The sequence below is a fragment of the Massilia niastensis DSM 21313 genome, assembly GCF_000382345.1.
Taxonomy (GTDB): Bacteria; Pseudomonadota; Gammaproteobacteria; order Burkholderiales; family Burkholderiaceae_D; genus Telluria; species Telluria niastensis.
Map to the genome: position 1 here is coordinate 20,780 of NZ_KB908128.1, position 19,031 is coordinate 39,810.

At 66.1% G+C, this 19,031-nt stretch carries 15 protein-coding genes and 1 rRNA gene; 6 read left to right on the forward strand and 10 right to left on the reverse strand.

Annotated elements, in window-relative coordinates:
* The first annotated feature begins 44 nt into the window (after positions 1-44).
* Both H162_RS0123540 and H162_RS0123545 read left to right on the forward strand, forming a co-directional pair.
* Positions 45-485: an acyl-CoA thioesterase gene (locus H162_RS0123540; protein ID WP_026355001.1), complete on the forward strand. Its 441-nt coding sequence runs from the start codon at positions 45-47 to the stop codon at positions 483-485.
* Positions 486-503: 18 nt separating this feature from the next.
* Positions 504-2,078 carry an alkaline phosphatase D family protein gene (locus H162_RS0123545; protein WP_020655948.1) on the forward strand — a complete coding sequence of 525 codons (1,575 nt, stop codon included), beginning with the start codon at positions 504-506 and terminating at the stop codon, positions 2,076-2,078.
* A 30-nt stretch (positions 2,079-2,108) separates the two neighbouring features.
* Here the strand turns inward: H162_RS0123545 and H162_RS0123550 are convergent, their stop codons facing one another.
* The 4 genes from H162_RS0123550 to H162_RS0123565 all read right to left on the reverse strand — a co-directional run bounded on the left by H162_RS0123550 (position 2,109) and on the right by H162_RS0123565 (position 8,938).
* Positions 2,109-3,797: a long-chain-fatty-acid--CoA ligase gene (locus tag H162_RS0123550; protein WP_026355002.1), complete on the reverse strand. Its 1,689-nt coding sequence runs from the start codon at positions 3,795-3,797 to the stop codon at positions 2,109-2,111.
* An 88-nt stretch (positions 3,798-3,885) separates the two neighbouring features.
* Positions 3,886-5,568: a long-chain-fatty-acid--CoA ligase gene (locus H162_RS0123555; RefSeq protein WP_026355003.1), complete on the reverse strand. Its 1,683-nt coding sequence runs from the start codon at positions 5,566-5,568 to the stop codon at positions 3,886-3,888.
* A 164-nt stretch (positions 5,569-5,732) separates the two neighbouring features.
* Entirely contained in the window at positions 5,733-6,848 is a 1,116-nt protein-coding gene (locus H162_RS0123560) for an aminopeptidase (protein WP_229452222.1), read from the reverse strand.
* The gene (locus H162_RS0123565; protein ID WP_020655952.1) at positions 6,845-8,938 is read right to left on the reverse strand and encodes a molybdopterin-containing oxidoreductase family protein; all 2,094 of its coding nucleotides are present in this window, start codon (positions 8,936-8,938) and stop codon (positions 6,845-6,847) included. Before H162_RS0123565 ends, H162_RS0123560 begins: the two co-directional genes overlap by 4 nt.
* 165 nt (positions 8,939-9,103) lie before the next feature.
* On the opposite strand from H162_RS0123565, the gene H162_RS0123570 reads away from it, so the two are divergent.
* Complete coding sequence (locus H162_RS0123570) at positions 9,104-10,297, forward strand: M20 aminoacylase family protein (RefSeq protein ID WP_026355004.1); 1,194 nt, start codon at positions 9,104-9,106, stop codon at positions 10,295-10,297.
* Here the strand turns inward: H162_RS0123570 and H162_RS0123575 are convergent.
* Both H162_RS0123575 and H162_RS0123580 read right to left on the reverse strand, forming a co-directional pair.
* Positions 10,294-11,193, reverse strand: a complete 900-nt coding sequence (locus H162_RS0123575) for an NAD(P)-dependent oxidoreductase (RefSeq protein WP_020655954.1) — start codon at positions 11,191-11,193, stop codon at positions 10,294-10,296. The genes H162_RS0123570 and H162_RS0123575 overlap by 4 nt on opposite strands.
* 10 nt (positions 11,194-11,203) lie before the next feature.
* Entirely contained in the window at positions 11,204-11,902 is a 699-nt protein-coding gene (locus H162_RS0123580) for a suppressor of fused domain protein (RefSeq protein WP_020655955.1), read from the reverse strand.
* Positions 11,903-12,044: 142 nt separating this feature from the next.
* On the opposite strand from H162_RS0123580, the gene H162_RS0123585 reads away from it, so the two are divergent.
* The 3 genes from H162_RS0123585 (at position 12,045) to H162_RS0123595 (ending at position 15,821) form a co-directional block, all read left to right on the forward strand.
* The gene (locus H162_RS0123585) at positions 12,045-12,599 is read left to right on the forward strand and encodes an acyloxyacyl hydrolase (RefSeq protein WP_020655956.1); all 555 of its coding nucleotides are present in this window, start codon (positions 12,045-12,047) and stop codon (positions 12,597-12,599) included.
* Positions 12,600-12,709: 110 nt separating this feature from the next.
* Positions 12,710-14,143 carry a DHA2 family efflux MFS transporter permease subunit gene (locus tag H162_RS0123590; protein WP_020655957.1) on the forward strand — a complete coding sequence of 478 codons (1,434 nt, stop codon included), beginning with the start codon at positions 12,710-12,712 and terminating at the stop codon, positions 14,141-14,143.
* Between the two features lie 241 nt (positions 14,144-14,384).
* Complete coding sequence (locus tag H162_RS0123595; protein ID WP_084677108.1) at positions 14,385-15,821, forward strand: tyrosinase family protein; 1,437 nt, start codon at positions 14,385-14,387, stop codon at positions 15,819-15,821.
* Between the two features lie 103 nt (positions 15,822-15,924).
* On the opposite strand, the gene H162_RS0123600 is transcribed toward H162_RS0123595, so the two are convergent.
* From H162_RS0123600 to rrf, 4 genes are all read right to left on the reverse strand, one after another.
* Positions 15,925-17,163 (reverse strand): sensor histidine kinase, encoded by a 1,239-nt coding sequence (locus H162_RS0123600; protein WP_020655959.1) that lies wholly within the window; start codon positions 17,161-17,163, stop codon positions 15,925-15,927.
* Positions 17,150-17,839: a response regulator transcription factor gene (locus H162_RS0123605; protein WP_020655960.1), complete on the reverse strand. Its 690-nt coding sequence runs from the start codon at positions 17,837-17,839 to the stop codon at positions 17,150-17,152. The genes H162_RS0123600 and H162_RS0123605 overlap by 14 nt, the downstream gene beginning before the upstream one ends.
* 21 nt (positions 17,840-17,860) lie before the next feature.
* A complete protein-coding gene (locus H162_RS0123610; RefSeq protein ID WP_084677109.1) occupies positions 17,861-18,820 on the reverse strand; it encodes an aspartyl protease family protein in 960 nt (319 codons plus the stop codon).
* An 81-nt stretch (positions 18,821-18,901) separates the two neighbouring features.
* Positions 18,902-19,014, reverse strand: a 5S ribosomal RNA gene (gene rrf, locus H162_RS0123615).
* Positions 19,015-19,031: the final 17 nt, after the last annotated feature.

Consider the following 19,031-nt stretch of genomic DNA (forward strand, 5'->3'; position numbering starts at 1 on the left):
ATGGTTCAATTCGGAACGATTGTAGCTTTTACCGAGAATTCAAGATGACCACGCCAGAAAACGCAGCAAGCACCACCCACACCCGACTGCCGGCAGGAAAGATGCCGGAGTTGCGCGTCATGCCGGCTCCGTCCGACGCCAACGTGTACGGCGATGTGTTCGGCGGCTGGATCATGGCCCAGGTCGACATCGCCGGCTCGCTGCCGGCCACCCGCCGCGCGAACGGCCGCGTGGCGACCATCGCCGTCAACTCCTTCGTGTTCAAGAACCCGGTGTTCGTCGGCGACCTGCTGTCCTTCTATGCCGACATCGTCAAGGTCGGCAATACCTCGATCACCGTGTGCGTCGAGGTGTATGCGGAACGCAACCGCCTGCAGACCGAGGTGGTCAAGGTCACCGAGGCGACCCTCACCTACGTCGCCACCGGCCCGGACCGCAAGCCGCGCCAGCTTCCGCCGCTCGACTCCCTGATCACGCACCGCTAAGCGCCCGGCGCCGACCCGATGGATGCGCCGCGCCGGCTGTTCCTGCTGCAGGGAGCCCGGGTGTCGGCCGCGCTGGCCGGCGCATCGCTGCTGCAAGGCGCCGCCTCGGCCGGTTCCGCCTACCCGTTCAGCCTGGGCGTGGCCTCCGGCTCGCCCCTGCCCGATTCCGTCATCCTGTGGACGCGCATCCTGGCCGATCCGCTGGGCGCCGGCACGACGCCGCCGGTGGCGCTGGCGGTGCAATGGGAAGTCGCGGAAGACGAAGGGTTTCGCCGGATCGTGACGCGCGGCGCCGCGAGCGCCCTGCCCGCGCTCGGCCATAGCGTCCACGTGGACGTGAAAGGACTGCTGCCGGAGCGCTGGTACTGGTACCGCTTCATGCTGGGCGACGCCGTCAGCTCCGTCGGCCGCACCCGCACCGCCCCTGCCCCCGGCGCCCTGCCCGCGCTGCTGAAGATGGCAGTCGCCTCCTGCCAGCACTGGGAGTTCGGCAGCTACGCGGCGCACCGCCACATCGCGGCCGCAGCGCCGGACCTGGTTGCCTTCCTGGGCGACTACATCTACGAATGGGGTCCCTACCAGCTGCAGCATCCATCCTACGCGCGGCGCGGCCCGGAGTCGCTCACCCTGGACGACTACCGCCGCCGCTACGCGCAGTACAAGAGCGATCCCGACCTGCAGGCCGCGCACCGGGCTGCGCCCTGGATCGTGACCTGGGACGACCACGAGGTGGTGAACGACTACGCCGGCGTGCGCGACGAACGCCTGTCGCGCGACTTCGAGGCGCGCCGGGCCGCGGCCTACCAGGCCTTCTACGAGCACATGCCGCTGCGCCTGCCGGTGGTGCGGCCGGGCGGCTTCGGATCGGTGCGCCTGTACCAGCGCTACGACTGGGGGCGCCTGGCGCGCATCCACGTACTGGACGACCGCCAGTACCGCTCGCCGCAGGCCTGCCCGCGCAAGGGGCGCGGCGGCTCGAACGCCTACTTTGCGCGCGAGTGCGCGTCCTTGCGCGACCCGCGGCGCACGATGCTGGGCACGGAGCAGGAAGCATGGCTGGCGGCCGGGCTGGCGTCGTCGCGGGCGCAGTGGAACCTCCTGGCGCAGCAGACCCTGGTGGCGCAGTCGAGCAGCGTGCCGGTGGCCGCGCCGGGCGATGCGCGGGTCTGGAGCGATGGCTGGGATGGCTATCCGCTGGCGCGCCGCAGGCTGCTGGAATCCCTGCTGGCCTCGGGCGCGCGCAATCCGGTCGTGCTGGGCGGGGATGTGCATACCTTCTATGCCTGCGAGTTGCGGCCGGATTTCCTGCGCCCGGCGACCGGGCGGAACCGGGTGGTGGCGACCGAGTTTTGCGGGACCTCGATCACCTCCAGCTCACGCTCGCAGGCGCGCACCCTGGAGCATGTGGCGCACAATCCGCACATGAAGTATGGGCGGAGCGACCGGCGCGGGTACATGATGATGGAAGTGACGCCGAAGGCGGTGGTGAACCGCTTCATGGGGCTGGATGACGTGCGGGATGCGCAGTCGGCGGTGAGGGTGCTGGCCTCGTTCAGGGTGAACGAGGGGAAGGCGGCGCTGGAGCGCTTGTAGAGTGGGCGGCAAAGCCGCCCACTCTACTTGCTACGCCGTCTGCTTCGGCTTCTCATCCCTCAGTTCGCGCCGCAGGATCTTGCCCACGTTGGTCTTCGGCAGCGACTCGCGGAACTCGATGAACTTCGGCCGCTTGTACCCGGTCAGCTGCTCCTTGCAGAAGGCCATCAGGTCTTCCGACTTCAGGCCCGGATCCTTGCGCACGATGTACAGCTTGACCGCCTCGCCCGAGTTCTGGTCCGGCACGCCCACGCAGGCCACTTCCAGCACCCCCGGGTGCGCGGCGACCACGCCCTCCACCTCGTTCGGGTACACGTTGAAGCCCGACACCAGGATCATGTCCTTCTTGCGGTCGACGATGCGGGTATAGCCCTTCTCGTCCATGATGCCGACGTCGCCGGTCTTGAAGAAGCCGTCCGCGGTCATGACCTTGGCCGTCTCGTCGTCGCGCTTCCAGTAGCCCGCCATCACCTGCGGGCCGCGCACCGCGATCTCGCCGGCCTGGCCGAACGGCAGCTCGTTGCCGGCGTCGTCCAGGATGCGGACCTCGGTCGACGGCAGCGGCAGCCCGATGGTGCCGGTGAAGTCGGTGATGTCGCAGCGGTTCGCGGTCACCACCGGCGAGGTCTCGGACAGGCCATAGCCCTCGACGATCGGGGTGCCGGTCAGCTTCAGCCACTTGTCGGCCACCGCCTTCTGCACCGCCATGCCGCCGCCCGGGCACACCATCAGGCCCGAGAAGTCGAGCTTGGCGAATTCCGGATTGTTCACCAGGCCGTTGTACAGCGTGTTCACGGCCGGGAAGACGTTGATGCGGTAGCCGCCCAGTTCCTTGATGAAGCCCTGGATGTCGCGCGGGTTCGGGATCAGGAGGTTCATGCCGCCGGTGCGCAGGCCCAGCAGCGCGCACACGGTCAGCGCATAGATGTGGTACAGCGGCAGCGCGCACACGAACTGCGCCTGCTCGCCCGGCTTCAGGCGGCTCAGGGTCGGGTTGAACCAGGCTTCGTTCTGCAGCACGTTGGCGATCACTTGGCGGTGCAGCAGCACGGCGCCCTTCGACACGCCGGTGGTGCCGCCCGTGTACTGCAGGAAGGCGATGTCGTCATGGCCGGTCGTGACCGGCTTCATGCTCGCGCGCCCGCCCTCGGCCAGCATGCGCTTGAAGCCGATCGCGCCCGGCAGCGAATAGCCCGGCACCATCTTCTTCATCTTGCGCACCACCAGGTTCACGATGGTGCCCTTGAGGGCGCCCAGCAGGTCGCCCATGGTCGCCACCACCACGTGCTTCACCTCGGTCCTGGCGATCACCTGCTCGAGCGTGTGCGCGAAGTTCTCCAGCACGACGATGGCTTCGGCGCCCGAGTCGATCAGCTGGTGCTGCAGTTCGCGCGGGGTGTACAGCGGATTGACGTTGACGATCACGTAGCCGGCGCGCAGCACGGCCGCCAGCGCCACCGGATACTGCAGCACGTTCGGCATCATGATCGCCACGCGCGCGCCCGGCTTCAGGCCGCGGCCCTGCAGCCAGGCCGCCATGCGCTGCGACAGCTTGTCCAGTTCGGCGAAGCTCAGGGACTTGCCCATGCAGACATAGGCCTTGCGGTCGGCATACTTGCGGAACGCCTCCTCGAGCAAATGCGTCAGGGACCGGTACTGGGTCGGATCGATGTCCGCAGGTACCGCCGCCTCGTACGACTTGAGCCAAAATTTGTCCATCGCTGCCTTACCTTCCATGTTGTATCCAATAAAATGCGAAAAGCCGCCCGGTCTGGGGCGGCTTCTCGCCTTCCGAACCCCGTTTGCCTTACGCCGGCTGCTTCTCTTCCCTCAGCGCGCGCCGCAGGATCTTGCCGACATTCGTCTTCGGCAGTTCGTCGCGGAATTCGATGTACTTCGGTTTCTTGTAGCCGGTGAACTGCTGCTTGCAGTAGTCCATCAACTGCTCGGCAGTCAGGTTCGGGTCCTTGCGCACCACGAACACCTTCACCGCCTCGCCGGAATTCTCGTCCGGCACCCCGATCACCGCGCATTCGAGCACGCCCGGGTGCCCGGCGATCACGCCTTCCAGTTCGTTCGGATAGACATTGAAGCCCGACACCAGGATCATGTCCTTCTTGCGGTCCACGATCTTCACGTAGCCGTTTTCGTCCATCACGCCGACGTCGCCCGACTTGAAGAAGCCGTCCGGCGTCATGACCTTGGCCGTCTCGTCCGGACGGTTCCAGTAGCCCGCCATCACCTGCGGGCCGCGGATCGCGATCTCGCCGATCTGGCCCAGCGCCATCGGCTTGCCTTCGTCGTCCAGGATCGCGATGTCGGTCGACGGCACCGGCAGGCCGATGGTGCCCGAGAATTCCTTGATGTCGGCGCGGTTGCAGGTCGCCACCGGCGAGGTCTCCGACAGGCCGTAGCCTTCGATGATGCTGGTGCCGGTGACCTGCTTCCACTTGTCGTTGACCGCCTTCTGCACCGCCATGCCGCCGCCGTTCGACACCCGCAGGCCCGAGAAATCGAGCTTGGCGAAATCGGGGTGGTTGACCAGCGCGTTGTACAGCGTGTTCACCGCCGGCAGCATGTTGATGCGGTACTTCGCCAGTTCCTTGATGAAGCCCGGGATGTCGCGCGGGTTCACGATCAGCACGTTCAGCGCGCCGGTGCGCATGCCCCACATCGCGCAGGCCGTCAGCGCGAAGATGTGGTACAGCGGCAGCGCGCACACGATCACCGTCTGCTCGCCCGGGGCGATGCCGTTCATCGCCGGCCCGGACCAGGCTTCGGTCTGCAGCACGTTGGCGATCACGTTGCGGTGCGTGAGCGTGGCGCCCTTCGACACCCCGGTGGTGCCGCCGGTGTACTGCAGGAAGGCGACGTCGTCGGCCTTCAGCTGCGGCTTCGTGAACGGCATTTTCGCGCCCTGCGCCAGCGCGTCCTTGAAGCACACCATGTTCGGCAGGGCGAAGTCCGGCACCATCTTCTTCACGTTGCGCACGACGAAGTTGACCAGCATGCCCTTCAGGCCGCCCAGCATCTCGCCCATGCTCGCCACCACCACGTGGCGCAGCGGGGTCTTGCCCATCACCTGCTGCACCGTGTGGGCGAAATTCTCCAGCACGATGATCGCTTCGCTGCCCGAGTCCTTGATCTGGTGCTCGAGCTCGCGCGCGGTGTACAGCGGGTTGACGTTGACCACCGTGTAGCCGGCGCGCAGCACGGCCGCCAGCGCGATCGGATATTGCAGCACGTTCGGCATCATGATCGCCACGCGCGCACCCGGCGCCATGCCGCGGCTCTGCAGCCAGGCGGCCAGTTTCTTCGAGTAGGCATCGAGCTCCCCGTACGTCAGGAACTTGTCCATGCAGACATAGGCATTCCGCTCGGCGTACTTACGGAAGGATTCTTCCAGCAAATGCACCAGCGAGCCATATTGATCTGGATTGATCTCCGCCGGCACGCCCGCGGGATACGATTTCAGCCAAATTTTGTCCATCGATGCCTCTGTCTCGAAATAGTTATCGTTCTGGTCGAGCGTCCTGGCGGTATGCTGCTGGCGCGCAGGCGCGCGAAGCGCATGCCTTTGGGTATAGCTGATTGTGATGCTATCGGGCAGTGCTTCTGCGCGCAAGCGCTTTTGGGGCGATTGGAACGCCTCCTCTACCTCGCGCCGCCGATGCTGCGCTGCACCACCATCGGCGCCGGCGTGACGGTCGCGCCAAGGCTCTTCAGCACCCGGTGGCGGTCCGCCTTGTCGAGCCTGGCAAGCTGGTTGACGGACTTGTAGAAGCCGTTCCAGGTTCTTTCGCGGCGCAGCAAAGCGCGAAAGGCCGGCACGAAATCGTTATAGGTCGCGATCGAGGCCAGGTGGGCGTTCGACAGCGGTTCGGCAAAGAAGCGGTCGTAGCCGGCGTAGCCGCCCCAGCTGGCCTTGAGCACCTGGTAGTCGTCCTTCAGGGCGAGGAACAGGCGCGCCTTGGTGGCGCGCTTCTCGCCGGCCGGCGCCATGCTCTTGTAGGTACGGTCCAGCTCGCCACGGTACTTCAGCAGCAGCGCCAGGAAGTCCTTCTTGCGCGCCGTGTAGCGGCCATATGCCTCGCGCATGAGCGGATTGCCGAAGCGCTCCAGCCAGCCTTCCACGCCCGCCTCCTCGACCGCGCTGGCGAAGGATTCGTTGAACTGCGAATCGCCCGGCACGTAGGCGACCTGGTGCGCCAGCTCGTGGAAGATCAGGCGCGCCAGCTCGGCGTCCGGATAGTTGATGAAGGTCGATATCAGGGGGTCGCTGAACCAGCCCAGGGTCGAGTAGGCGCTCACGCCGCCGACTTCGACGTCATGTCCCTTGGTGCGCAGTTCCCTGGCGTAGGCCTGCGCGTCCGCCTTGCTGTAGTAGCCGCGGTAGTTCACGCAGCCGGCCACCGGGAAGCACCACTGCATCGGCTTGAGCGACAGCTCGGGCGTGGCCACCACGTTCCACAGCACGTAGGGACGCCCCACGTGCGTGTAGTTCGTGTAGCTGCCGTTGTCCGGCAGGCGCATCTCCTGGATCGCATAGCGGCGGATCTGGCGCGCCGTCTCGAGGCGGTGGCGCAGCTTGGCGTTGGTGTTGGGATCGGCGATCCAGTCGTCGATCGGGCGTGAGTCGCTCAGCAGTTCGAGCTGGCCCTGGGCGGCCTGGGAGTAATAGTTGAGGGTGGAGCAGCTGGACAGCATGGCCGCCGCTGCTGCGGCGACCAACAGGGGCCGGACGGCCTTGGCGAATCGGTACGGTTTCATCTCGGGTCGGGCGGTGCGGCCTGTTCGACCTGCACCAGGGTATCGTAGAAAGTGGGCGCCCTGCCCATGTCGGTCAGACGCTGACTGGTGACTTCGTTGGCGTTCTTGCCGTCCGTGGATAGTTTCTTCCACCAGACGGACAAGCCCACCACCAGCCCCGGACGCGCCTTGTCGGTCACACGTGCACGGGCGACGAACGAGCCGCGATCGTTGAAAATGCGCGCCATCCCGCCGTGCGCGATGCCGCGTGCGGCGGCATCGATCGGGTGGATGTCGAGGTGCGGCTCGCCCTCGGTTGCGCGCAGGCTCTGTACATTGACAAAGCTTGAGTTGAGGAAGTTCCGTGCCGGTGGCGAGATCATCGCCAGCGGATACTTGCGGGCCAGTTCCGGGTTGGAAGCGACCGATTCATACGGAGCGATATAGGTCGGGACCGGATCGAGCCCGTCCGCCGCCATGCTGCTCGAATAAAATTCGCACTTGCCCGACGGGGTCGGGAAGCCGCCCTCGGCGAATGGCGCCGCGGGCATGTTCAGTTTCTGCCAGCCCTTGCGCTTGAGCGATTCCCAGTCGAAGTGGATCGCGCGCGTATCCTGCGCATTGAAGGCCTGGGCGGCGATCTCGTCGTCGCTCTCCTGGAAGCAGGGGTCGTCGAAACCCATGCGCGCCGCCAGCAGGCGGAAGAATTCGGTGTTCGGCTTCGATTCGCCCACCGGTGCGATGGCCGCGTTATTCGCCATCATGTACAGGTGGCCATAGGCCAGGTGGGCATCGACGTGTTCGAGCTGGGTCGTGGCCGGCAGCAGGATGTCGGCGTAGTCGGCGCTGTCGGTGCGGAAGTGCTCGAGCACGACGGTGAACAGGTCTTCGCGCTCGAAGCCCTGCTGCACCTTGCGCGAATCCGGCGCGATCGCCAGCGGGTTCGCGTTGTACACGATCACGGCCTCGATCCGCGGGCCGAAGTCGGGCGAGGCTTGCTTGAGCAGGTCGTCGCCGATGGTGGTCATGTTGATGGTGCGCGGCTTGCGTCCGTCCAGCAGGTCCGGGCGCTGCAGCGCCGGGCGGTTGGCCGGGAACGAGGCCGAGGTCGAGAGCTGGATGCCGCCAGCCGGGTGGCGCCAGGCGCCGACCAGGGCCGGCAGGCAGGCGACGTTACGCACCGACATGCCGCCGCCGCGCACGCGCTGCAGGCCGTAGTTGACGCGGATCGCCACCGGCTCGCCCCGCTTCGCGGTCTGGCCATACAGGCGCGCCAGTTCCACCACTTCCCCGACCGTGATGCCGCAGGTCTCGGCGCTGCGTTCCGGCGTCCATTCCAGGGCGCGCGCCTTCAGTTCCTCGTAGCCGAGCGTGTATTTCTCGACGTAGTCGTGGTCGATCAGGTCTTCCTTGATCAGCACATGCATCATGCCCAGCGCCAGCGCGGCGTCGGTGCCCGGCAGCAGCGCGATATGCTGGTGGCATTTCTCGGCCGTCAGCGAGCGGTAGGGATCGATCGCGATCAGCCTGGCGCCGCGGCGCTTGGCTTCCTGCGCGCGCATCCAGAAATGCAGGTTCGAAGCAATCGGATTGCCGCCCCAGATCAGGATCAGCTTGGCGTCCTGGAATTCCTCGATGTCGGTGCCGATCGAGCCGCCGATCGTGTACTTGTAGCCGGTCGCGCCGGCCGTGGCGCAAATGGTGCGGTCGAGCAGGGAGGCGCCCAGCTTGTTGAAGAAACGCATTGCCATCGACTCGCCCTGCACCAGTCCCATGGTGCCGCAATAGCTGTACGGCAAGATGGCCTGCGGGTTGCGTGCGGCAATGTCCTTCAGGCGGGTAGCGATCTCGTCCAATGCCTGGTCCCAGGTGATGCGTTCGAATTTGCCCTCGCCCTTGCGGCCGACGCGGCGCATCGGGGTCAGCAGGCGGTCCGGGTGATAGGTGCGCTCGACATAGCGCGACACCTTGGTGCACAGCACCCCAGCCGTGGTCGGATGCTCCGGATCGCCCCGCACTTCGGTCGCCACGCCCTTGTCGACGGTGACGAGCAAGGCGCAGGTATCGGGGCAATCGTGGGGGCAGGTCGCACGGACTTGGGTAGTGGTCATCTTTTTATTAAAAAACTTCGTAAAACCAATACTTTATACGATTCCTGCGCAGCCGGGACCCCCACTGGCTAAGTCTGTTTGAGGCAGGCTACAATAGTTCAAAACGTGCAATGCAAGCATGCCAAGAGCGTGCATTGCAGGCACGCCACGACTACGGAGACCCCAATGAAATTAATGGAACCCATCCTCGCTTTCCAGACAGAATTACAGGCCATCCGGCGCGACCTGCATGCCCATCCGGAACTGAGCTATGAAGAACACCGGACCGCCGACATGGTGGCCGAGCGCCTGACGGCCTGGGGCATTCCGATCGTGCGCGGCCTCGGCCTCACCGGCGTGGTCGGCATCATCAAGAGCGGCACCTCGCAGCGCGCGATCGGCCTGCGCGCCGACATGGACGCGCTGCCGATGCAGGAACTGAACGGTTTCGACCACGCTTCGCGCCACCCGGGCAAGATGCACGCCTGCGGCCACGACGGCCACACGGCGATGCTGCTGGGCGCGGCGCACTACCTGTCGCAGCACCGCAACTTCGACGGCACCGTGTACGTGATTTTCCAGCCGGCCGAGGAAGGCGGCGGCGGCGCCCGGCGCATGATGGACGACGGCCTGTTCGAACAGTTCCCGATGGAAGCGGTATACGGCATGCACAACTGGCCGGGGATTCCCGAAGGCAGTTTCGGCGTCGTGGCAGGGCCGATGATGGCGTCCAGCAACGAGTTCCACGTGGTGGTGCGCGGCAAGGGCGCGCACGCGGCCCAGCCGCACCGCGGCATCGACCCGGTGATGGTGGCGGTGCAGATCGCCCAGGGCTGGCAGACCATCGTTTCGCGCGAAAAGAACCCGCTGGAAACGGCAGTGCTGTCGATCACCCAGATCCACGCCGGCAGCGCCACCAACATCATCCCGGACGAAGCGGTGCTGGTCGGCACCGTGCGCACCTTCACCACCGGGGTGCTCGACCTGATCGAGCGCCGCATGAACGAGATGGCGAGCGGCATCGCCGCCGGCTTCGGCGCGAGCATCGAGTTCGACTTCAAGCGCAACTATCCGCCGCTGGTGAACCATCCGGAACAGACCGCGTTCGCGGTCGAGGCCATGCGCGCCGTGGTGGGCGCGGAGCGGGTCGACGCCAATGTCGAGCCGACCATGGGCGCGGAGGATTTCGCCTTCATGCTGCAGGCCAAGCCGGGCTGCTATGTGTTCATCGGCAATGGCGAAGGCGCGCACCGTGCGGGCGGGCATGGGCTCGGCCCCTGCCAGCTGCACAATGCCAGCTATGACTTCAACGACAACCTGCTGCCGATCGGCGCCAGCTACTGGGTGCGGCTGGCGGAGATGAGTTTGCCGAAGGTTTAAGGCAGCTGATCCGGCGCGTCGCCCAGCCGCAGGCCGGGATTCTGGCGCTCCAGCGCCAGCAGCGCCGCCGCGTGGTCGGCGCTCGGCAGCTCGGCCGCGATGGATTCGTACTGCCGCGTGACCAGCTCGGTCACCGGCAGCGCCAGCCCGGCCCCCGCGGCGGCGGCCAGGATATTGTGCTGATCCTTCAGCTGGCTTTTGACCTGTCCGCCGGGGATGAAGTTCCGGTCCAGCATGCGCTGCCCGTGCACCTCGAGGATGCGGCTGCCGGCAAATCCTCCGCGGATCGCCTCGCGCACCGCAACCGGGTCGGCGCCCGCCGCCTGGGCCAGCAGCAGGGCTTCGGCCACCACGTTCAGGGTCGCGCCCACGATCAGCTGGTTGCACAGCTTGGCCACCTGGCCGCTGCCGGCCGGGCCCACCAGGCGCGGCGTGCCCAGCGCGCCCAGGAACGGCGCGGCCTGGTCGAAGTCGGCCTGGGCGCCGCCCGCCATGATCGCCAGTTGCCCGCTTTCCGCCCCGCCCACGCCGCCCGAGACGGGGGCGTCGAGGAAGCGGCAGCCGTGCGCCGCCAGCTTCGCATGGAAGGCCAGGGCCTCGTCCTGGCGGGTCGAGCTCATGTCGATCCACAGCGTGCCCGGCGCCAGCGCGGGCAGCGCCGCCTCGATCAAGCCGCCCACCACCGGTCCGGCTTCCAGGATCGAGATCACCAGCTGCGCGCCGGCCACGGCGCCGGCCAGGTCGGCATGCGGCTCGGCGCCCACGGCGCCCAGGGCCTGCGCCTTGGCGAAAGTGCGGTTCCAGGCGCGCACCGTGTGGCCGGCCTGGGCCAGCCGGGTCGCCATCGGACGGCCCATCAGGCCGATGCCCAGGAATGCGATCGTGACAGCGCTCATGATCGTTCCCTTAGAACAGGCCGAGGAACTTCTTGGCCGTATTCTTGCGCTCGGGCACGACCACGTCGGTGACATCGTGGTCGTTGAACTTGTCCAGCAGTTCCGGGAAGCCGCGGCGGCGCACCAGGTCCAGTTCTTCCTGGTACAGCGGCACGACGCAATGGAAATACACATCCTTGCCGTCCACGTTCACCGAGTGGAAGGGTTCGGGCGCGGACACCGGCGGCAGCAGGATGGCGCCGCGGAACTTCACCGCCGGGGTATACGGCTTGGCCGGGCTGCCGTTCGGCACCGTGTGGCCGAGGCCGAGCCAGGTGTCGTGCCTGTTCGGGTAATGCGCAAGATGGCGCAGCAGCGCCACCGGCCAGTACCAGCGCTCGTCCTTGACCGACTCCTCGTCGAGCTTCCAGTCCGGCGGCAGCGACATCATCAGCTCGGCATAGGCCGGGGCGCCCTCGGGCGCCTTCATGGCCTGCTTGCTCATGCCGGACGTCACCAGGCGCAGGAAGGGATAGTTCGGACCCGGTGCGATCACGTGGATGTCGACCTGGACCGGATCGCTTTCCGTCTCATGGAAGAACAGGACAGGCGCGCCGAGGTGGGCGGCAATGTGCTCGGCGACCGGGTCGTGCGGCAGCACGGCAGCCTCGGTCTGGCGCTGCATGGGGGCGGCGAGCGGATACAGCGGAGTATTGGTTGGTTCGACCATTGTTTTTTATGTCATTCAAACTGTTGCGGCGGGCGCCTATCATACCTTCGTCGCATAACAAGGTGGCCGCCAGCAGGGTATTGTTCGCACTTGTACAATATCGCATTGCACTATATTTACGCTCCTCTTTCGAAAGAAAAATATGTTCACTTTCAAGAAAACCGGCGCCTCGCTGGCGGTGCTCACCGCCGCCCTGTTCGCCCAGGCCGGCCACGCCGCTGACGGCCTGATCGATTCCGCATCGTTCGAATTCGGCACCAACCCGGAACAGAAAATGGCCCGCGTCTCGGTGACCTCGGACTGGGACAAGCGCTGGTTCGCCTCCAACGGCCGTCACCTGGGCGGCTACTGGGACGCCAACCTGGCCTTCTGGCGCCTCGAAGCCTACCGCAACGTGCCGGGCCAGAAGAAGAACATCGGCGTGATCGGCCTGACCCCGGTATTCCGCTACCAGGCCGACGACAAGCTGGGCTGGTATGCCGAAGCCGGTATCGGCGTGAGCCTGTTCTCCAAGCTGTACAAGAACGAGGACAAGGAACTGTCGACCGCCTTCCAGTTCGCCGACCACGTGGGCGTGGGCTACACCACCGCCAAGTGGGACTTCGGCCTGAAGTTCCAGCACTATTCGAACGGCAGCATCAAGAGCCCGAACGCGGGCGCGAACTGGCTCATCGCCAAGGCGGCCTACCGCTTCTAAGCCTCTCCATGGAGGCCCGCGTAGCGCTGACGCGGAGCGCGGGCCTCTGTCGATTCATGACACAATCGGGTTCCAGTCCGCCATCGCGGCGCCCTACCCACGAGGCCCGATTGACCCCAGCCAGCACCATCAAGCGCTATCTCCCGTGGCTCGTCGCCACTGCCCTGTTCATGGAGCAGCTGGACGCGACGATCGTCAATACCGCCATTCCCAGCATCGCGGCCAGCCTGGGCGTCACGCCGCTGAGCCTGAAGTCGGTCGTCACCAGCTACATCCTCGGCCTGGCGGTCGGCATTCCCGTGAGCGGCTGGATGGCCGACCGTTTCGGCACCCGGCGCGTGTTCTTCATCGCGATCTCGATCTTCACCCTGGCGTCGGTGCTGTGCGGCCTGTCGCTGAACGCGCAGATGATGACCGCCGCGCGCCTGCTGCAGGGCCTGGGCGGCGCCATGATGATGCCGGTCGGGCGGCTGGCGATCGTGCGCACCTTCCCCAAGAACGAACTGCTGGGCGCGATGAACTTCGTCATCATCCCGGCCCTGATCGGCCCCCTGCTCGGCCCGACCGTGGGCGGCCTGATCGTGCACTGGACCTCGTGGCGCGCGATCTTCTTCGTCAACGTGCCGGTCGGGCTGGTGGCGCTGTACTTCGTCTGGCGCCACATGCCAGACTACCAGGCCGACCAGCGGCGCCCGCTCGACATACCCGGCCTGATCCTGTTCAGCAGCGGCACCGCGATCCTGTCCTGGGTGCTCGAGGTGTTCGGCGAGCACACGCTCGACGGCCTGACGGCCGCCCTGCTGCTGGCGCTGTCGGCGGCGCTGCTGGGGGCCTACTACTGGCATGCCTGCCATGCGAAGCATCCGCTGCTGCGCCTCACGCTGCTGAAGGTGCGCACCTACCGGATTGCGGTGCTGGGCGGCTTCCTGACCCGGCTCGGCGTCGGCGGCCTGCCCTTCCTGCTGCCGCTGCTGTACCAGCTGGGACTGGGCCGGCCCGCATGGCAGTCGGGCCTGTTGATGATGCCTTCGGCCGCCGCCGCGATGGGCATGAAGCTGTTCGCCCCGAAGCTGCTGGCGCGCTACGGCTACCGCCAGGTGCTGCTGGTGAACACGGTCTGCATCGGCGTGACCATCGCGCTGTTTACGCTGGTGGGGGCTGCCACGCCGCTGTACGTGATCGTCGCCATCAGCCTGCTGCTGGGTTTCTTCAATTCGCTGCAGTTCTCCAGCATGAATACGCTGGCCTATGCGGACGTCGAGCCGGCCGATTCGAGCATGGCCAGCACGATCTCTTCATCGTTCCAGCAGCTGTCGATGAGCTTCGGCCTGGCGGCCGGCTCGATCGTCACCGCCTGGTTCCTGGGCGGGGTGGCGCAGACCGACCACGTGCAGGTGACCCGGGCGCTGCACCACGGCTTTGCCACCCTGGCGGCGCTGACCGTGATCTCGGCCTTCGTGTTCTGGCGCCTGCGGCGCAATGACGGCGACAGCATCAGCCGCGGGCAGGCGCAGGCGCAGGAAGCGGAACCGGTCGCGCAATAGCCGCCAGCCTGCCGCCTGTGGCTTTCATGGCGTGGCCGTGCCGGGTGAGCTCTCACCTGCGGTAGAGTTTCATTCCATTTTTGATATTTATCAAACCTTGCCGTCAACCGTCTGATTACCCTCAATGCATACAAACCTCTTGTGGTGTAGCAGACCGCCCTGATGCAGAAAAGCGCTCCCAGAGAGACGTTTTCTGGGCAGCAATCTGCTGGGATCGCGATCGCTTTTGACGGAGCTTACGATGACCCAGCAACAATGGAGCAGAAGAACATTTCTTCAGCGCTCGGCCGTGGCACTGGGCGCGCCAGCCATCCCGCTCGACCTCCTTGCCCAGACCAGCCTGCTGGTTCGTCCGGAGTGGCAAACCTTCAAGACGACGACGCAATACGATTCGCTGCTCAATGCCGTGCGGCTGATGAAGGCGAACACGAATTCCTCCAGCCCGAACAGCTGGGCCTACTGGAAGAACATCCACGTCCAGCGCTGTCCGCACAATACCGCCTACTTCCTCGCATGGCACCGCGGCTACCTGTTCTATTTCGAGCGCCAGCTGCGCACGGTCTCCGGCGACAGCAAGCTCGTTCTTCCGTACTGGGACTACTATTCCTATTCGACGCTGCCGGCCGAGTTCACCTACCCGAGCACCAATAATCCTCTCTACGTCAGCCGCCGCAACACGAATGTGCGGCAGGCCCTGACCCTGACGCCTTTCGGACCGACGTACACCAATTTCCAGCGCGGCCAGACCAATGCCTTCGAGCCGGTCATGGAAAGCGCGCCGCACAATCCGATCCACAACCTCATCGGCAACGTGATGGCCACGATGGAGTCGCCCAACGACCCCATCTTCTGGCTGCACCATGCCAACGTCGACAGGCTGTGGAACGCCTGGGTGGCCGCGGGCGGCGGCCGCAAGATGCCTGCGTCGACGAACAGCTACTGGTCGGGCAACCACACCTATACCTCGAGCCTGACGATGAAGAGGACCTCGACCTACAGCACCCGCGGCATACTGGCCTACTATTACCAGAACGAAGCCATGCCCGCCTCGCTCCCGCCGCTCGCCGCCGCCGGCAATCCCCGCATCCAGCTTGCGCAGGCGACGCCGGAAGACACGCTGCGCTCGGCGCCGCCGCTCGGCACCTTCCACATCACGGGGGCCCGCCAGACCAGCGAGACCACGTTCGCACTGGGCGGTGCGCGCAACGTCGGCCTGGACGAACGTTCGGTCAGCGTCCAGCTGCCGGTCAGCTCGGAATACGGCACCGCGCTGGCGGAAGTCGCGCGCGGCAATCGTGTGACGGTCCCGCGCAACACCAGGAAGTACCGCTCGGCGCATATCGTCCTCGAGCACCTCGAAATGACCAATATCGGGCGGGACGGGGGGTTCTATTACCAGGTCTTCCTGAATCTCCCGGCGAACCGGTCCGGCGGCCGGCCGACCAGCGTGCTGCTCGGGACCCTGGGCGCGTTCGAGATCGCCGCCGCAGCCCATCACGGCGGCCATGCGCAGGTGCGCTATCCGATCGGGGACGCCCTGGCGCGCCTCTCGGCACTCCAGGTCGGCATGCTCTCGGTGTCCTTCGTGCGCGTGGATGGGGAGAACAGCCCGCGCGGCGCCGTGATCGGTATCGGCGAGGCGCGGCTGGAGCTGTCGACCGAGGACGCGTCGCAATGATCGCTGCCGGCAGGAATCGGCGGCAGCGATCAGGCGCGCGGCGCTCCGGCTGCGGTGAATCGACGCGTTCGCGGTGTGGAAGCAGGCCGGGATCAGCGCCGCGTCAAGGCCGCGTCAAATCGGGCGCAAAGCCGATGGTGAAGCGGCTGCCGCCACCTGGACGGTCCTCGTAGGCGAAGTCCGCGTGCAGGTAGTCGCAGATGCGCCGCGCCAGCGCGAGGCCAAGGCCGGTGCCCGCCGAGCCGCGCGAAGGCACGGCGCCGCCCTTGCCGAGGGTGTCGCGCACCGCCGGCGGCAGGCCCGGGCCGGTGTCCTCGACCGTCACCCTGCCCGGCGACACGGTGACGCTGACCTCGCCGCGCTCCGTGTACTGGCAGGCGTTGCGCAGCAGGTTGCCGATGGCGGTGGCGCACAGCTCGCGCGGAGCGCAGACGCCGAAGCTGGCGCCGTCCACGAAGCGCAGCGCGACCGGCTTGTCCGCAACCAGGTAGCGGTAGCGTTCGACCTCGTCGCCGGCGATCTCGTCGACCGGCACCGGCGGCAGCGCCTTCAGTTCGGGCGCGCGGGCCAGCAGCAGCAGGACGGTGACGCATTCGGCCGCTTCGCGCGCGGCGCGGTAGATGCGCTCCGCCGGCGCGCGGATGGCCGGCGCGTGCGCCCCATCCATCAGGATCTCGGCCGCGCCCATGATGACGGTCAGGGGGCTGCGCAGCTCGTGGCTGACGTCTCCGGTGAAATAGCGCTCGCGGTCGAGGACCGCGCGCAGCTCGCTGGTGTGCCGCTCGAGCGCGCGCGCGAGGACCCCGAGTTCGTCCGCGCGCGAGGTCAGGTCGGCAGGCTGGAGCTGGGCGCCGACCGAATCGGCCAGCTGGGTGATCGGTGTGACCACGCGGGTGCCGAGGAAACGTCCCAGGATCGCGGCGAAGGCCAGGAAGCCGGCGAAGCACACCGCGTACATCGAGTACACGACCAGCTCGATCTTGTCGTAATCGCTCTCGTGATCCACCAGCACGTAGCGGCCGGCGTCGTCATGGCCGGCGAGGACGTGCAGGCGGGCGCCATCGACATCGAGGATGTGCACGCCATCGTCCAGTCCGCGCAGCGGCGCCGGGACGGCGTCGTTGCGATGGAAGCGCAGGCCTGCCGGCATGTCGACACTGAGGCCGGCCGCCTGGCGCGGCGCCGCCCAGGCCGCGGCGGCCGCCAGGCGGTTGTCGACCAGTTGTATTTCGATCCCCTCGACGGCGGCAGCGGCGATCACGGCGAAGAAGACCGATGACACCAGGCCGAACAGGAGGAAGGCGACGACGATGCGGCGCCGCAGCGATTCAGCGCGGCGCATCGGCTTGCACCAGCTTGTAGCCGACGCCCGCGACGGTCTGCAGCATGGGGAAGGCAAACGGTTTGTCGATCGCCTGGCGCAGCGCGTGGATGTGCGTGCGCAGTGCATCGCTATCGGGACGGTGGTCGCCCCAGACAGCCTGCTCGAGCGCTTCGCGCGTCACGATGCGCGGCGCGGCGGAGATGAGCGCGCGCAGGAGGACATAGCCGGTCTTGGTCAGCACGACCGGCACGCCGGCGCGCGATGCCTTCTGGGTGTCGGGATCGTAGCTCAGCTCGCCGAAGCGCATCGCCGCCTTGACGCTGTGTCCACCTGCGGAGCGGCGCACCAGCGCTTTCAGGCGCACCTCGAGTTCCACCAGCGAGAAGGGCTTGACGAGGTAGTCGTCGGCGCCGCTGTCGAAGCCGGCCACCTTGTCGGGCAGGCTGTCGCGGGCGGTGAGCATGAGTACCGGCGTGGTCTTACCCAGCTCGGTGCGCAGTTTCTGGCACAGCTCCAGGCCGTTCAGGCCGGGCAGCATGACGTCGAGGATGATGACGTCATAATCGTTCTCCGAAGCGAGCGCGAGGCCGCCATAGCCATTCCGGGCGGAATCGAGCACGTGGCCCTTCGGTTCGAAAAAGCCGTACAGGTTGGCCAGGATATCCGGGTGGTCTTCAATGATAAGGATACGCATGGCCTATTGTAGGGCTGATCGTCACGGCTCTGGTCTGGGCTCTACCTTCGAGAAGTAGATTTTGCGTTGGCCCATGGCGATATAGACGCGGTGTTGCCGCAGGAAGTCCGCCCCCAGGATCAGCATTTCGCCTGACAGGTCCAGGTTCATCAGGTGCAGGCGAAAATCCTTCACCGCCAGGTCGCCGATCGACATCTGCGGGACAGGCACGCTCCAGACAGGCTGGCTGCGCTCGTACCAGCCAGTGACCGGCTCTTCCTGCGTGGCGCCCGGCGATTCCGGCGTCAGTCCCATCCGCGCGGCGGTGAAGCGGTCGATAGTCGAGTTGGCCGAAGCCGTGGACAGGACCGCCGAGATCTCCTTGCCATTGATACGCACCTTGAACCACGGGCGCAGATCCTTGCGCAGCGGGTCGATATCGGCAGGGACCGATGCGGCGCGCGGGTCCCAATAGGCCAGCTGCGCCTTGCTGCATCCGGACGGTTTGAAGTACTTGAGATATCCGCCATCCAGGGCGATCTCCACATCGTGCCGCAACAGGTAATTGGCACCGATCTTCGCGCCGATGCCTTCATGGGGAAATTCCTCGACGACGAACCAGCTTCGCCTGAATTCGATCTTCCCGACAGCGAAATGCTCGATCAGGGAATTCAACACCTGGATGCCGCCGATATTGCTATCCGAGCTGCGCACTTTCACGCCCAATTTCTCGAGGGTTTTCCTGTCGAGCGACGTGGCCGTCTGCAGGCCGAGGTCGAGCAGCGCCGGGACGGCATGGCCGTTGATACTGGCTTCCACCAGCGGGACCATGTTGGCTGTGAATTGCAGGGGGAGCGTTCCCACTTCGCCGATATTGCAAGCCGCGGGCAGGGATTGCGCCATCGCTGCGCCAGGCAGCAGGGCGGCGAAGAGGCTGAACTGGCGCAGCAGTCGTAGGCCGGATGAAATGGGGGCGTTAAGTGGCATGTGATGCTGGTCCATGAATTCGCATTGGATGGCAGGAATCTCTGCTACAAAGCAAAAAACCCCACCAGATCACTGGTGGGGTTTTTCTTATAACTAGCCTGACGATAACCTACTTTCACACTGGTTGCAGCACTATCATCGGCGCAAAGTCGTTTCACGGTCCTGTTCGGGATGGGAAGGGGTGGGACCGACTTGCTATGGTCATCAGGCATGACTTGTACGAGTG